Genomic DNA, 13330 nt, shown 5'->3' with positions numbered 1-13330 from the left:
GCCCAGTGAGTCTTGCAATTGGCAAAATCAAGTGACCACACGTATCTTATCGCACCCAACCCCGAGGGGGTCGGGCTGTCGCGGGCCGTCACGGGGGTGGATCACACGGGCCAGCCTCTGGACACAGGCGTCATCGAAGAGCGGCCCCTGACGATTTACCTGAACAGTCAGGAAATCGTAACGGCGATGACCATTGGCGACTACCCTGAGTATTTGGCGCTGGGTTTTCTGCGCAATCAACGGATGCTGTCGGACGCAGACCGCGTCACAGCCGTGCAATTTGACGAAGAGCTTGAAACCGTCGTGGTCCGGACCGAGCAAGAGACCAGCCACGAAGACAAACTGAAAAAGAAGACCCGCACCAGTGGCTGCGCCGTGGGGACTGTTTTTGGCGACATGATGGAGGGGCTTGAGGATCTGACCTTGCCCGCGCTCAGCATCCGGACGCAGGATCTGTACAGGCTGTCGTCGATTATCAACCGCACACCGTCGCTTTATCTTTCGACAGGGGCGATCCACGGCACTGTCCTGTGCGAAGGTGACAGGCCGCTGGTTTACATGGAGGACGTCGGGCGCCACAACGCGGTCGATAAGATCGCGGGCTGGATGTATGAAACGGGCGCGTCGCCTGACAACAAAGTGCTTTACACAACCGGGCGGCTGACCTCGGAGATGGTGATCAAATGTGCCCTGATGGGCATTCCCGCGTTGGCCAGCCGGTCTGGGTTCACCGCTTGGGGTGTCGAGATTGCGCGGCAGGTGGGCCTGACCTTGATTGGACGCCTGCGGGGCGCGCGGTTCATGTGTCTGTCTGGCGAGGATCGGTTGATCTATGATGCGGACCCGTCAACCATTGCTGATGATCCGAATTCCAGCCGTCGCAAAGGCGCTGTGTCGTGACCGCGCCCTTGGGTGTCATTCTGGCGGGTGGGCGTGCCAGTCGCATGGGGGGTGGCGATAAGGGCCGTCTTTTGCTGGACGACAATAGCCTGTTGGACTTGGTCATTGATCGCCTGCGCCCGCAGGTTGATGCGATTGCCCTGAATGCCAATGGCGAACGGGCGCGGTTTGATGATTTGGGTCTGACGGTTCTGCCTGACAATCTGGCGGGTCTGCCCGGGCCGTTGGCCGGCGTTTTGGCCGGATTGGACTGGGCGGCGGAACAGGGCGCGGACAGCATTGTCAGCGTCGCAGCAGATACGCCTTTCTATCCCCAAAACCTGGTGGCCGAGCTTCAGGCGGCTTCGGGGGATATGCCTCTGGCTTTGGCTGCAAGTCGCGATGAGAATGGCAAGCTCTGGCGGCAACCCACCTTCGGGCTTTGGCCCGTTGCATTGCGCGAAGATCTGCGCCGCGCGCTGACGGATGGCTTGCGCAAAGTGGTGCTTTGGACCGATCAGCATGGCGCGGCCACGGCCGAGTTTGAGACCGCTGGTTTTGACCCATTTTTCAACGTGAACACGCCACAGGATCTTGAGGTCGCGCGCGCGATCTATGAGGATATGCCATGAAACGATTTGGCATCACCGGCTGGAAGAACGCGGGCAAAACCACATTGACTCAGCGGTTGGTGGCCGAATTCACCTCGCGTGGGCTGACGGTTTCTACCATCAAACGCACCCATCATTCTGTCGATCTGGATCCCAAGGGCACGGATACGCACAAGCACCGGACGGCCGGTGCGTCTGAGGTTCTTCTGGCCTCGGATGCGCGTTATGCGATTTTGAAAGAGCATCGCGATGTGCCCCCGTCACTCGACCAACTGATTGCCCGTCTGGCGCCTGTGGATTTGGTGCTGATCGAGGGGTTCAAATCCGAAAACCACCCAAAGATCGAGGCGCACCGTGCCGAGACTGCGCAGGGGCTGATTGCGACCAACACGCCTTCGGTGGTGGCCATCGCAACCGATACGCCGGTCCGTCTGGAGCGCGATATTCCGCAGTTTGACCTGAACAACATCCCAACAATCGCCGATTTCATTGCGCGCTATCTGGAGCTTGACCAATGACCCAGCCGCCGCCGCTGAAGAACGATTGCTTTGCACTGCCGCCCGGTGTGGAATGGACGCCCGTGGACGAAGCTTTGGACCTTCTGAACGAGCGCCTGACATCTGTGACTGGACAGGAAGTTATTTCGCCTATGGCGGCCTTGGGGCGGGTTCTAGCCGCTCCGGTCACAGCGGCGCGGGCGCATCCGCCTCATGCCAATTGTGCGGTGGACGGATATGCACTGACCGGGGCTGCCTTTGGCGAGGGCGTCCACGAGGTTCCTCTGGTGACGGGCCGGTCTGCCGCGGGGCAACCGTTTGCGGGGCGCGTGCCTGACACACATGCGGTTCGGGTGCTGACGGGCGCGAACCTGCCTGACGGGACTGACACGGTTATCTTGCAAGAAGACGTCAGCCTGCAGGACGGCAAGGTCGCCTTTCACGGGCCTTTAAAGACCGGATCCAATGCACGCAAACGGGGTGAGGACGTGTCAGAGGGCACAGCGCTTTTCCCATCTGGGCATCGCTTGACGCCTGCGGACCTGGGTTTGCTTGCCGCGACGGGCGTGTCCGAGGTGTCTGTTCGCAAACCCTTGCGGGTTGCGGTGATCTCGACCGGAGATGAGCTGGCAGAAGTCGGATCGGCTGCCTCCCCAGATCAGATTTACGACGCCAATCGCCCGATGCTTTTGGCGGCCATCCAGCAGCTTGGCTATGTGCCAATCGACATGGGCCGCATTCCAGATCAACGCGCGTTGCTGACGCAGGCGTTGCAAGAGGCCGCGTCCAAGGCGGATGTCATTCTAACCTCGGGCGGGGCCTCGGCGGGGGACGAAGACCACATGTCCGCGCTGTTGAATGAAACGGGTACAATGGCGCTCTGGCGGATTGCGATCAAACCGGGGCGTCCTTTGGCGCTGGGAATGTGGGATGGCACGCCTGTGTTCGGACTGCCGGGCAACCCGGTGGCGGCGATGGTCTGCACCTTGGTGTTTGCACGCCCCGTGATGCGTGTTCTGGCGGGTCAAAGCTGGGCGCTGCCCGCAGGCACCATGCTGCCTGCGGCCTTTCACAAATCCAAAAAGGCTGGGCGTCGTGAGTATCTGCGCGCACGTGTCAGAAATGGCGCCGTCGAGGTCTTTGCCTCGGAAGGGTCGGGCAGGATTTCGGGTCTCAGCTGGGCCGAAGGGCTGGTCGAGCTGTCTGACGCGGCGCAAGAGATCACGCCGGGAACTCCTGTGAAGTTCGTGTCTTATTCAGACTTTGGTCTCTAGCAGTTGATCAGTCGAAAATTCCGGCCACCCGCCCCAGCAACATAAATGCGCGCGCTGTGCGGGTGTCGCCTAGGGCCGCGATATCAGCATCGCTGGCGGTTTTCTCAAAGTCGACAAACGACTGGTCAAAGCGGCGTAAGAAATGGTGCACTGCGTCCCGGAAAATCGGATCCTGCTTCATGCGGCCTGCCGCCAAAGCCAGCGACGAGCGATCCCGCACCCCGCCCAATGACGCAATTTCCCGACCGCGTTTGCCCTCGGCGAACATGCGCCAGATTTCGGGGCGGGCTAGATCCGGACGCAGATCATCCATATAGATCCCGTCCTGACTCAGCAGTGTCAGAACATCCTGCGCCGCCTGCACAAGCTGCGAGACCTGACGATCCTTGAGCGCGCGCCGTAAGGCGTTGAAGCCTGTCTGATCTTCGGCGTTCTCTGGGAAATGCAATGCGCGGATAAAGTCGGGCTTTTCCAGCGGTGGGGTCAGATCTTCGGCGGTTGTGCCAAGGGCCAGGAAACCCTGATTGTCCTCATCGATTTCCGGTGCGGGTTCAACAACGGGGCGCGTGGCCGGCGCGGCATCGCGCGATGTCGAGAACATGGCAATCGCGGATTCGGTTTTGCGTTGTGCTGCGGCGATCTCATCGAGTTTCTTGGCGATAGATGGCTCGAGCCCACGACCGGTGGATTGAACCTGACCGGTATAGTTCTGGCGCAGCGCGTCGATCGAGACCTGAAGGCGCCGACCTTCTTCGCGCATGATGCGGCTGGAGCGCGCGACAAATGCCGCCACCCAGATCATCGCGACGGGCATAAAGATCGCCATAGAGGTCATGATGAACCGAAGCGAATCCAGGGCCGTGGTGTCTGCCTCGAGGACGACAAAAAACACAACGCAGGCTGTCACCCAAACCACGGTCAATCCCACCGCAATCAGCTCGACGCCGGTCACGTTTGGCGCGTTCGGACGCCGATACAGGCCAATCGGAGTTGGCTGGCTTTCTTGATCTTCGGCCATGAGGCCCCCGGCTCACCCTGTGCCGAGCTTACACGTAGGCAATCTCGACGATCTCGTAACTTTTCACACCACCCGGTGTGCGCACCTCTACACTGTCGCCTTCTTCTTTGCCGATCAAGGCACGGGCGATAGGGGATTTGATATTGAGAAGCCCCTGTTCCACATTGGCCTCATACTCGCCAACGATCTGCCAGGTCTTTTCTTCGTCTGTATCTTCGTCAGCAACCGTGACAGTTGCGCCGAATTTGATAGAGCCGGACAGCGATGTCGGGTCGATCACTTCGGCCAGCGAAATAATGCCTTCAAGCTCTTTGATGCGACCTTCGATAAAGCCCTGCTTTTCGCGCGCAGAATGATATTCTGCGTTTTCTTTCAAATCGCCCAGTTCGCGCGCCTCGGCGATCGCTTGGATGATCGCAGGGCGTTCAACGGACTTGAGCTGTTTCAGCTCGGTTTCCAGCGCGGCAAATCCCTTGCGCGTCGTGGGGATCTTATCCATCGGTCTTCCTCAGAAAGTCTCAGGGGGCGGGCAAATCGTCCGCCCAGTGATTTGGGGTTGGAATAAGTGACCCATTTGATCAGGGGAATGCAAGCCAAACCACGCTTTAAGGCACGATTTCCGGAAGAATTGGGATGTGTTGTTCTATGCGTCGGTAAAATTCAGGAAAACCATTCGTAACACTACGTTTCTGTGACGATTCCCGTCGGGTTCTGATTGACCTAATCAATAAACTCGCGCTAGCAACGGCGAAAGAAAATTTCTCTAGCCACGCAAGGAGCTAGCCAGATGGCGGAAATCGAACGCGAAGCAATGGAATATGACGTTGTCATCGTAGGTGCAGGTCCGGCCGGCCTGTCGGCGGCGATCCGTTTGAAACAGCTGAATGCTGACCTGGATGTGGTCGTTTTGGAAAAAGGATCCGAAGTCGGCGCACATATCCTGTCTGGCGCGGTTCTGGACCCGGTTGGCCTGAACAAGCTGATCCCTGACTGGAAAGAAAAAGGCGCGCCGCTGAACGTGCCTGTCAAAGAAGACAACTTCTATATGCTGGGCGAAGCAGGTGAAGTTCGTATTCCGAACTTTGTGATGCCGCCGCTGATGAACAACCACGGCAATTATATTGTCTCGATGGGCAACGTTTGTCGCTGGATGGCAGAACAAGCCGAAGAACTGGGTGTCGAGATCTTCCCGGGGATGGCGTGCTCTGAACTGGTTTACGGCGAGAACGGCGAAGTCAAAGGCGTCGTTGCGGGCGTCTTTGGTCTGGAGGCCGACGGCACCTATGGCCCCAACACAGAGCCGGGCATGGAGCTGCACGGCAAATATGTTTTCCTCTCTGAAGGTGTGCGTGGATCGCTCTCGAAAGAGGTGATCACGAAATACGATCTGGATGCGAATTGCGACGTCCCTAAATTCGGCGTCGGTATGAAAGAGATCTGGGAGATTGATCCAGAAAAGCACAACGAAGGCGAAGTGACCCACACAATGGGTTGGCCTTTGGGGACCAAAAATACCGGCGGCACGTTTATCTACCATCTCGACAACAACCAAGTTTACGTCGGTATGATCGTCGATCTGAACTATAAAAATCCGTATCTGTTCCCCTACATGGAGTTTCAGCGCTTTAAGCACCATCCAAAGGTTGCCGAGCTTTTGAAGGGCGGAAAACGGGTTGCCTATGGCGCACGTGCGGTAACAAAAGGCGGCTATCAGTCTATTCCGCAAGCGGCCTTTCCTGGCGGCGCGCTTTTAGGGTGTTCCGTCGGACTTGTGAACTTGCCGCGAATTAAGGGCAACCATAACGCCATGCTGTCCGGCATCGCTGCTGCCGAAGCCGCGGTTGAAGCCATAAAAGCTGAACGCCAAGGCGATACGCTTGAAGCGTACAATGCAGAACTGCGTAGCGGACCTGTCGGTGCGGACCTTAAGAAAGTGCGCAATGTTGCGCCCCTAAATGGCCGATTTGGCCTGTTGGGAGGTTTGACACTGGGCGGCTTTGATATGTGGTTCCAGACCCTCACGGGTGGCCTGTCGCTGTTTGGCACGCTGAAGCACGGCAAGAACGATGCGCAGTCGACAGAATCCGCCGACAAGCACAAGCCGATCGATTATCCAAAGCCCGACGGGACCCTGTCGTTTGATCGCCTGACCAACGTCAGCTTTGCCGCGACCAACCACGAGGAAAGCCAGCCGTGCCACCTGCGTCTGGCCGATCCAAACCTGCCAATCGCAACGAACTTGCCGCAGTTTGACGAACCTGCACAGCGCTACTGTCCGGCGGGCGTCTACGAAGTCGTGGAAAAAGATGGCAAGCCCGAATTCGTGGTCAACTTCCAGAACTGCGTTCACTGTAAGACCTGCGATATCAAAGACCCAAGCCAGAATATCACATGGGTCACCCCGCAGGGTGGCGACGGACCGAATTACCCGAACATGTAACCTAGAAAAGCCCGCCGCGTTTGGCGGGCTTTTTCTTTGGCGGGCCGATTGAGAAAAATCGAAAATCACAGCCATTTCTGCGACGGACCTTCGCGTGGGCTCCGTATCACTGCACAGCAAGCGACGTGGAGTGCGTGATGTCTCAGAAAATTCTGCCAGTTGGGTTCTTGGTTATTCTTTTCGCCCTGCTGATGTCTGCCGCAGCGACATCAGAAACCCTGTGGGGCGCCTGCGGGCTTTTCTAGCAGAGCCAGTGCCCACGGCTGAAAACGGTGCGCGCGACATGAGCCGCGCGCGCATGTCTTATGGCTCGTAAGGCAGAGAAGAGTGGTGCAACACGACGCGCACGGCTCCGTCTTCGTCTTTCTTATAGCCAAAGGTTTTGTTCACCGTGGTCACGTTGCCGTCTTTGTCTGTGAAACGACCCCAGCCCATCCACATGCCAACATTGCCTTCGACGAAATGCGCGGATGTTTCAAACTCCGCCTGACGCCACCCTTTGAGGCCAAAGCCGCCGTCCAATGGATAGTTCTTGTCGTGGCCCACAAAATACGCCAGCGCGCCGTCTTTGGTTGGGCGAAACGTCTTGTCGCCACTGGCCAGCGTTGGTTTGAACATCACCGGACCCAGATTATAGCCATAGGCCGCATCCAGAACGTCATTGGCCAGCGCCCGCGCGCCGTCGATGCCCGCGTTCTCATAGGCCTTAGAGATCGCGACAAGGGCGTCGCCCCAGGCTGTGCGGGCCTGCAACAGGTCGGCTTCTGTGATGGTCATCCAGATTTTCCTTTTCGCTTAGGGGTCGCCAGTAAAGACGAGGTCGTGACGATTTATCGCCACTCTCCTCACGTCAATGCGGTCAGAAGTCAACTTTTATCCCTTACTTCAGGTCACAAGTTGTCATAACGGGTCACCAAAGGCGGTCTTTTGCGTAGTCTGCATAGCCCGTGTCATAGCCCGCGCCGTCAAAGTCCTCTTTGACCTCGCGCAGGAAATCACCGGCACTTGGCACCTTGTCGCTGTCATCTTCTGCGGCCCAAAGACGCGACCGCATGATGGCTTTGGCGCATTGGAAATAGGCCTCGCCGACTGTCATCACGATGACCGAACGGGGGGTGATGTTTTTCTTTTCAAACCTCGCGCAGAGATCTGGGTCGGCGGTGACGATCGCGGTGCCGTTCACGCGGACGACGTTGTTGCTGCCGGGGACCATGAACATCAGGCTTACCCGCTCGTCACGGACGATGTTTTTCAGCGAATCCAGCCGGTTGTTCCCGCGCCAATCAGGCAAAAGCAAAGTGCCGGGATCCTGAATATGCACCACCGGATCAACATCGCCGCGTGGGCTAGCGTCGGTGCCCTCTGGCCCAACGGTAGAAAGGATCACAAACCGCGAAGCCTCGATCCACTGGCGATATCTGGGGGTGATCTGCCGCGCGACTTTGTCCAGCGACAACGGATTCACAACGTCATAAAGCGCTTCGAGGTCTTTTACAGAGGTAACAGCCTGCATCGTGGATCTCCTTGCAGCAACGGGCAACCAACCTTGCCAATTATGTACCAAGATCGCAGCCGCAATACCACGGCTCACAGGATTGCGAAGCGGCTGCCATTGCTCCTTGTCAAAGACCCCGATAGGCTGTCTGTGCCCATCAGATCCAAGGACATATCGTGCGTTTCACCTTGCTTAAGTCTTTCGTCATTGCGGCCAGTGTTCTGGTCACATCAGTTCCGGCTTCGGCCCAAGGTCTTGCCGGCAGCTATCTGGCCGGACGCGCCGCCGCCAGCAGCTATGACTACGAGGCTGCGTCGATCTATTACACACGGCTTTTGGTGGCGAATCCCAGTGATCCGTTCCTGTTGGAAAGCCTGGTTCTGGCGAATGTCTCGCTGGGCAATATGGACAAGGCGATTCCGGTCGCGCGTCGCTTGAACGCGATCGAAGGCATGTCCAGCCAGCTTGCGAATATTGCTCTGGTTGCGGATCTTGCCGAACGCGGCAGTTTTGGCGAAGTGATCGCGCGAATTCAGGACGGTCAGGGAATCGGCCCGCTGGTGGATGGTTTGGTTCAGGCATGGGCTGCGCTGGGCGATGGGGATATGAACGCGACGATCGCAGGATTTGACGCGGTTGCCCAGGAACCGGGTCTGGCGGGATTTGCGCTTTACCATAAGGCGCTTGCGATGGCCTCGATTGGCGATTTTGCCGGTGCCGAGAATATTTACGCGTCCGAAGGCGCACGTGGGATGCAACTGACCCGTCGCGGAGCGATGGCGCAGATCGAAATCCTCAGTCAGCTTGGCCGCAATGAAGACGGTCTGGAAATTCTGGACGCTTTGTTTGGCAAAGATCTGGACCCGCAATTGCGCCAGCTGCGCGCGGATCTGGCGGCGGGCACGCGGTTGCCGTTTTCGCATGTTCGGAACGCGAAAGAGGGCATCGCCGAGGTGTTTTATTCGCTGGCAGATGCACTGCGCGGTGAAGCGGACCCTGACTATGCGTTGCTGTATACACGCACCGCCGAATTCCTGCGTCCCGACCACGTAGATGCCTTGTTGCTGTCGGCAGAACTGCTTGAGAACCTAGAGCAATTTCACCTTGCGACCCGCGCATATCGCTCTGTGCCAGCGGATCATCTGTCCTTTCATGCGGCGGAACTGGGCCGTGCCGAAGCGCTGCGTCGCAGTGACCGTGTCGAGGCCGCTATCGAAGTTCTAGAGCAGCTGGCCCGCACGCATGGCGACTTGCCGGTGGTTCACAACACGCTTGGCGATGTGTTCCGCCAACAACAGGACTATGCACGCGCGGCGGCGGCCTATGACAAGGCGCTGTCGATGATGGAAGATCCCAGCGACGGCAAGTGGTTCACGCTCTATGCGCGTGGGATCACCAATGAACGTCTAGGCGACTGGCCAGCGGCCGAGGCGGATTTCCGTGCGGCGCTGGCGCTTAATCCGGAACAGCCGCAGGTGTTGAACTATCTTGGGTATTCCTTGGTTGAGAAGCGTATCAAGCTGGACGAGGCGCTGAATATGATCGAACGCGCCGTCCAAGCACGCCCAGATTCAGGCTATATCGTCGACAGCCATGGCTGGGTTCTGTATCGCCTTGGTCGCTTTGAAGAAGCGGTGGAACCGATGGAACGTGCGGCGGCTTTGATGCCGGTTGACCCAATCGTCAATGACCATTTGGGCGATGTTTACTGGATGGTTGGGCGAAAAACCGAAGCAAGATTCCAGTGGCAACGCGCTCTGTCCTTCATCACCGAAGACAGCGCGCCAGAAGCCGACCCTGAACGCATTCGCGCCAAGCTCGAAACTGGTCTGGATGCGGTGCTTGAGGCAGAAGGCAGCGATCCGGTTCAGGTGGCCAATGACGGATAGTGTCAGGGCATTTGCCCCGGCAAAGGTTAACCTCACCCTGCATGTGACAGGCCAGCGGCCGGATGGATACCATCTGTTGGATTCCTTGGTGGCCTTTGCCGATATTGGCGATCACATCAGCGCCAAAAACGCGGACGAGACATCGTTGACGGTCAAAGGGCCTCGGGCCGCCGGAGTGCCGACGGATGCGCACAATCTGATGACAAAGGCGGCGCACTTGATGGATTCCGAAAGGCCCGTTGCACTGTCGCTTGAAAAGACCTTGCCCGCGGCATCCGGTATTGGTGGCGGATCGTCTGACGCAGCCGCAACCCTTCGGGCCTTGGCCGAGCTGTGGGATGTGCCGATGCCTGACGCCTCAGACACGCTCGTGCTTGGTGCAGATTTGCCCGTGTGTCTTGCGCCCGGACCCCAGCGTATGGCTGGCATCGGCGAGCAGATCACACCGCTTCCGCCGCTGCCTGCCTGTGACATCCTCTTGGTCAATCCGGGTGTTCACGTCGCCACCCCCAGTATTTTCAAGGCCTTGGGCAGCCGCGACAACGCGCCGATGCCTGCGCAATTGCCTGTCTGGGAGACTGCCGCAGATCTGGCTGATTGGCTTAGCACACAGCGCAACGACTTAGAGCCGCCTGCGGTCGCAACAGCTCCGGTCATTAGCGATGTTCTGGCAGAGCTGTCGGCCGCAAAAGGCGTGTTGCTTGCGCGGATGTCAGGATCAGGCGCGACGTGTTTTGCTCTGTTTGAAAGCGAAAGCCCCGACATAGAGAACGCCGCCAAAAGCATCGCAGCGCGTCACCCAGAGTGGTGGGTCCAAGCGGGTAAGTTGTTAAATCCAGCCTAGCGGCAGCCGCCAACGCACGTGACTCCCACCGCGTCTTGGGGGATCAGTTGATGCGGGCGACCACGTAATCCGCCAGATCGATCAGAAGTGTCTTGATCTGGTGGTCCGGCAAATCTGCCAGCGCATCTTTCGCAACCTGCGCCCACTTCAGGGCATCCTGACGGGTCTCATCAAGCGCCCCATGGGCTTTCAGCAACGTGAGGGCCGTTTCCAGATCGCCGTCTTCCTGCTTGCCCTTCTCGATCGTGCGTTGCCAGAACGCGCGCTCTTGGTCGTCGGCTTTCGCTACGGCCTTGATCAAAGGCAAGGTGAGCTTGCGCTCGCGGAAATCATCGCCAACGTTTTTGCCAGTGGCGGCGCTATCGCCTTGATAATCCAACAGATCATCTACGATCTGAAAGGCAATCCCAAGCGCATCGCCGTAGTTAAACAGCGCTTTGACATGGGCGTCATCCGCCCCTGCAATGACGCCGCCAACTTCTGTTGCGGCCGAGAAAAGCGCCGCGGTCTTGCCGCGCACAACTTGCAGATAGATGCTTTCGTCCGTGGCCAGATCCTGCGCAGCGGTCAGCTGAAGAACTTCGCCTTCCGCAATCGTGGCAGAGGCATTGGCCAGAATGTCCAGTACCCGCAAAGATCCGGTTTCAACCATCAGCTGGAACGAGCGCGAGAACAGATAGTCCCCTACCAAAACCGAGCTTTTGTTGTCCCACAAAAGATTCGCCGTTGGGCGACCACGGCGCTGGGCGCTTTCGTCGACCACATCGTCATGCAGCAATGTGGCCGTATGAATGAATTCGACCGTTGCCGCGAGGTGAATGTGATAGGGGCCGTCATAGCCACACAGATGCGCGGTTGCGAGTGTCAGCAGCGGGCGCAACCGCTTGCCACCAGCGCCGACAAGATGCGCGGTTACTTCTGGAATGCGCGGTGCGTGCTCGCTGGCCATGCGTGCCGTGATCAGCGCGTTTACGCGATCCATGTCGTCCGCCAACAGCGCCGCCAGCGCTTCGTGTGGTTTATGTGCTGCCTGATCCAGACTCATAACGTTCCCGTCACTAGGGTCGACAAACCCCGGCCCTTGGCCTTACATCCCTTGTATGAAAGAGCTTCTTCGCACCACCGACCCAACGATCATTGCTTTCGCCAAAGCTCTCCTTCAGGGGGAGGGTATAGACTGCTTTGAAATGGACGTAAATATGAGCGTCCTAGAAGGCGGTATCGGCATATTTCCCCGCCGTTTGATGGTGCGCGACGATATGGTTGACGCGGCCGAACGTGTGATGCGCGACAACGAGATCCCGCTGGGGCGGCCGTGAGTCAGAAAATCTCGCAAAATGAGTATCTTGGCGGAAAAGTCCAGATCCGGCAGCCTGTCACGGGCTATCGGGCCGGGGTTGATCCGGTGCTATTGGCAGCTTCTGTTCCGGCGCGGCCTGGACAGGCTGTATTAGAGTTGGGCCTTGGCGTCGGGACAGCGGCGCTTTGTCTCACGGCGCGGGTGGGCAATCTGGCGTTAACAGGGGTTGAGATTCAACCTGAATATGCAGCCCTTGCACGCGAAAATGCGACGTTGAACGCCGCCGATCTGACCGTTGTTGAGGCCGATCTGACCGCGCTGCCCGATACGGTCAAGAACATGCGCTTTGACCATGTCATCGCCAATCCGCCCTATTTTGACCGCGATGCTGGCCATGCCGCACAGAATAAGGGGCGCGAAACGGCGATGGGCGAGGCGACCCCACTTGCGGACTGGCTGGATGTCGCGGCCCGGCGCGTAAAGCCGAAAGGCTATGTCAGCTTTATTCACCGCGCCGAACGCGTACAGGATTTGTTGGTAAGTTTGCCCAAGGTTCTTGGGTCGGTTCAAATCCAACCGCTGCAGCCCAGACTGGGGCGCGACGCACATCTGGTGATTTTGCGGGCGCGACACTCGGGCAAGGCTCCGTTGCGATTTCACGCGCCGATTCTGATGCACGCGGGCGCGCAACATGGTCAAGACGGCGAGGATTACACGCCGCATATCAAAGATGTTTTGCGCCAAGGTGCGGCGCTTGGGATGCCCGATTAACCCCTCAGGCACCTCTTTCAACGTCTTGCGCATTTGCGGGATGCTCGGCGCAATCGCCAAGCCCCCAATCGGCGGAAACTGACTTTCTTGGCGCTATGATGCGCCTGCAGCGTGACAGACGTGGCGATCTGTGCTGCAATCGCAGACCTACATTGAAACTTAGAGAGGAGGGCTGCCATGAGTGTGAGCTCGCATTTGGAACAACTGAAACGGAAACACGAAACCCTCTCCCAACAGGTCGAAGAAGAGCAACGTGCCCCAGGTTCCAGCGACTTTTCTATCGCGGAAATGAAGAAACAAAAACTTAAGCTA

Annotated in this window: 15 protein-coding genes; 10 read left to right on the top strand and 5 right to left on the bottom strand. The window is 58.2% G+C overall.

Features of this window, described 5'->3' with window-relative positions:
* Positions 1-12: 12 nt before the first annotated feature.
* From ACEQWH_RS11630 to glp, 4 genes are read left to right on the top strand one after another with little or no spacing between them, the layout of a single operon-like run.
* Entirely contained in the window at positions 13-900 is an 888-nt protein-coding gene (locus ACEQWH_RS11630) for a formate dehydrogenase accessory sulfurtransferase FdhD (protein ID WP_370231037.1), read from the top strand.
* Positions 897-1511, top strand: coding sequence for a molybdenum cofactor guanylyltransferase MobA (mobA, locus tag ACEQWH_RS11625; protein ID WP_370231034.1), 615 nt, complete (start codon positions 897-899; stop codon positions 1509-1511). The genes ACEQWH_RS11630 and mobA overlap by 4 nt, the downstream gene beginning before the upstream one ends.
* Complete coding sequence (gene mobB, locus ACEQWH_RS11620; RefSeq protein ID WP_370231031.1) at positions 1508-2008, top strand: molybdopterin-guanine dinucleotide biosynthesis protein B; 501 nt, start codon at positions 1508-1510, stop codon at positions 2006-2008. Before mobA ends, mobB begins: the two co-directional genes overlap by 4 nt.
* Positions 2005-3261, top strand: coding sequence for a gephyrin-like molybdotransferase Glp (gene glp, locus ACEQWH_RS11615; RefSeq protein WP_370231028.1), 1257 nt, complete (start codon positions 2005-2007; stop codon positions 3259-3261). The genes mobB and glp overlap by 4 nt, the downstream gene beginning before the upstream one ends.
* Before the next feature lie 7 nt (positions 3262-3268).
* Here the strand turns inward: glp and ACEQWH_RS11610 are convergent, their stop codons facing one another.
* Together ACEQWH_RS11610 and greA are read right to left on the bottom strand one after the other, a co-directional pair.
* The gene (locus ACEQWH_RS11610) at positions 3269-4279 is read right to left on the bottom strand and encodes a hypothetical protein (protein ID WP_370231025.1); all 1011 of its coding nucleotides are present in this window, start codon (positions 4277-4279) and stop codon (positions 3269-3271) included.
* A 28-nt stretch (positions 4280-4307) separates the two neighbouring features.
* Positions 4308-4778: a transcription elongation factor GreA gene (greA, locus tag ACEQWH_RS11605; protein ID WP_370231023.1), complete on the bottom strand. Its 471-nt coding sequence runs from the start codon at positions 4776-4778 to the stop codon at positions 4308-4310.
* Between the two features lie 288 nt (positions 4779-5066).
* On the opposite strand from greA, the gene ACEQWH_RS11600 reads away from it, so the two are divergent.
* Positions 5067-6719: an electron transfer flavoprotein-ubiquinone oxidoreductase gene (locus ACEQWH_RS11600; protein ID WP_370231021.1), complete on the top strand. Its 1653-nt coding sequence runs from the start codon at positions 5067-5069 to the stop codon at positions 6717-6719.
* A 303-nt stretch (positions 6720-7022) separates the two neighbouring features.
* Here ACEQWH_RS11600 and ACEQWH_RS11595 read toward each other — a convergent pair whose 3' ends face one another.
* Positions 7023-7496 carry a phosphoribosyl-AMP cyclohydrolase gene (locus ACEQWH_RS11595; protein ID WP_370231019.1) on the bottom strand — a complete coding sequence of 158 codons (474 nt, stop codon included), beginning with the start codon at positions 7494-7496 and terminating at the stop codon, positions 7023-7025.
* A gap of 133 nt (positions 7497-7629) precedes the next feature.
* Complete coding sequence (locus tag ACEQWH_RS11590; RefSeq protein WP_370231017.1) at positions 7630-8232, bottom strand: pyridoxamine 5'-phosphate oxidase family protein; 603 nt, start codon at positions 8230-8232, stop codon at positions 7630-7632.
* Positions 8233-8390: 158 nt separating this feature from the next.
* Between ACEQWH_RS11590 and ACEQWH_RS11585 the strand changes: the two genes are divergently transcribed.
* Together ACEQWH_RS11585 and ACEQWH_RS11580 are read left to right on the top strand one after the other, a co-directional pair.
* On the top strand, positions 8391-10103 hold the full coding sequence (locus tag ACEQWH_RS11585; protein WP_370231015.1) for a tetratricopeptide repeat protein: 1713 nt from the start codon (positions 8391-8393) through the stop codon (positions 10101-10103).
* Positions 10093-10947, top strand: a complete 855-nt coding sequence (locus ACEQWH_RS11580) for a 4-(cytidine 5'-diphospho)-2-C-methyl-D-erythritol kinase (protein ID WP_370231013.1) — start codon at positions 10093-10095, stop codon at positions 10945-10947. Before ACEQWH_RS11585 ends, ACEQWH_RS11580 begins: the two co-directional genes overlap by 11 nt.
* Positions 10948-10990: 43 nt before the next feature.
* Here ACEQWH_RS11580 and ACEQWH_RS11575 read toward each other — a convergent pair whose 3' ends face one another.
* Positions 10991-11992: a polyprenyl synthetase family protein gene (locus tag ACEQWH_RS11575; RefSeq protein WP_370231010.1), complete on the bottom strand. Its 1002-nt coding sequence runs from the start codon at positions 11990-11992 to the stop codon at positions 10991-10993.
* A gap of 55 nt (positions 11993-12047) precedes the next feature.
* On the opposite strand from ACEQWH_RS11575, the gene ACEQWH_RS11570 reads away from it, so the two are divergent.
* From ACEQWH_RS11570 to ACEQWH_RS11560, 3 genes are all read left to right on the top strand, one after another.
* Positions 12048-12266 (top strand): DUF2007 domain-containing protein, encoded by a 219-nt coding sequence (locus tag ACEQWH_RS11570; RefSeq protein WP_370231008.1) that lies wholly within the window; start codon positions 12048-12050, stop codon positions 12264-12266.
* Positions 12263-13018: a tRNA1(Val) (adenine(37)-N6)-methyltransferase gene (locus ACEQWH_RS11565; RefSeq protein ID WP_370231006.1), complete on the top strand. Its 756-nt coding sequence runs from the start codon at positions 12263-12265 to the stop codon at positions 13016-13018. Before ACEQWH_RS11570 ends, ACEQWH_RS11565 begins: the two co-directional genes overlap by 4 nt.
* A 177-nt stretch (positions 13019-13195) precedes the next feature.
* Positions 13196-13330, top strand: a 135-nt coding sequence (locus tag ACEQWH_RS11560) for a YdcH family protein (protein ID WP_370231154.1), incomplete at its 3' end; no start/stop codon positions are given.

The sequence above is a fragment of the Cognatishimia sp. genome, assembly GCF_964229375.1.
In the GTDB taxonomy this organism is placed as follows: Bacteria; Pseudomonadota; Alphaproteobacteria; order Rhodobacterales; family Rhodobacteraceae; genus Cognatishimia.
This window is presented reverse-complemented; position numbering and strand designations above follow the sequence as displayed.

Bases quoted from the DNA above. Each gene is read 5' to 3' on its own strand.
- ACEQWH_RS11600 (WP_370231021.1), top strand. From the start codon at position 5,067: ATGGCGGAAATCGAACGCGAAGCAATGGAATATGACGTTGTCATCGTA.
- ACEQWH_RS11570 (WP_370231008.1), top strand. From the start codon at position 12,048: ATGAAAGAGCTTCTTCGCACCACCGACCCAACGATCATTGCTTTCGCC.
- ACEQWH_RS11595 (WP_370231019.1), bottom strand. From the start codon at position 7,496: ATGACCATCACAGAAGCCGACCTGTTGCAGGCCCGCACAGCCTGGGGC.
- ACEQWH_RS11610 (WP_370231025.1), bottom strand. From the start codon at position 4,279: ATGGCCGAAGATCAAGAAAGCCAGCCAACTCCGATTGGCCTGTATCGG.
- ACEQWH_RS11575 (WP_370231010.1), bottom strand. From the start codon at position 11,992: ATGAGTCTGGATCAGGCAGCACATAAACCACACGAAGCGCTGGCGGCG.
- glp (WP_370231028.1), top strand. From the start codon at position 2,005: ATGACCCAGCCGCCGCCGCTGAAGAACGATTGCTTTGCACTGCCGCCC.
- mobB (WP_370231031.1), top strand. From the start codon at position 1,508: ATGAAACGATTTGGCATCACCGGCTGGAAGAACGCGGGCAAAACCACA.
- greA (WP_370231023.1), bottom strand. From the start codon at position 4,778: ATGGATAAGATCCCCACGACGCGCAAGGGATTTGCCGCGCTGGAAACC.
- ACEQWH_RS11590 (WP_370231017.1), bottom strand. From the start codon at position 8,232: ATGCAGGCTGTTACCTCTGTAAAAGACCTCGAAGCGCTTTATGACGTT.
- ACEQWH_RS11580 (WP_370231013.1), top strand. From the start codon at position 10,093: ATGACGGATAGTGTCAGGGCATTTGCCCCGGCAAAGGTTAACCTCACC.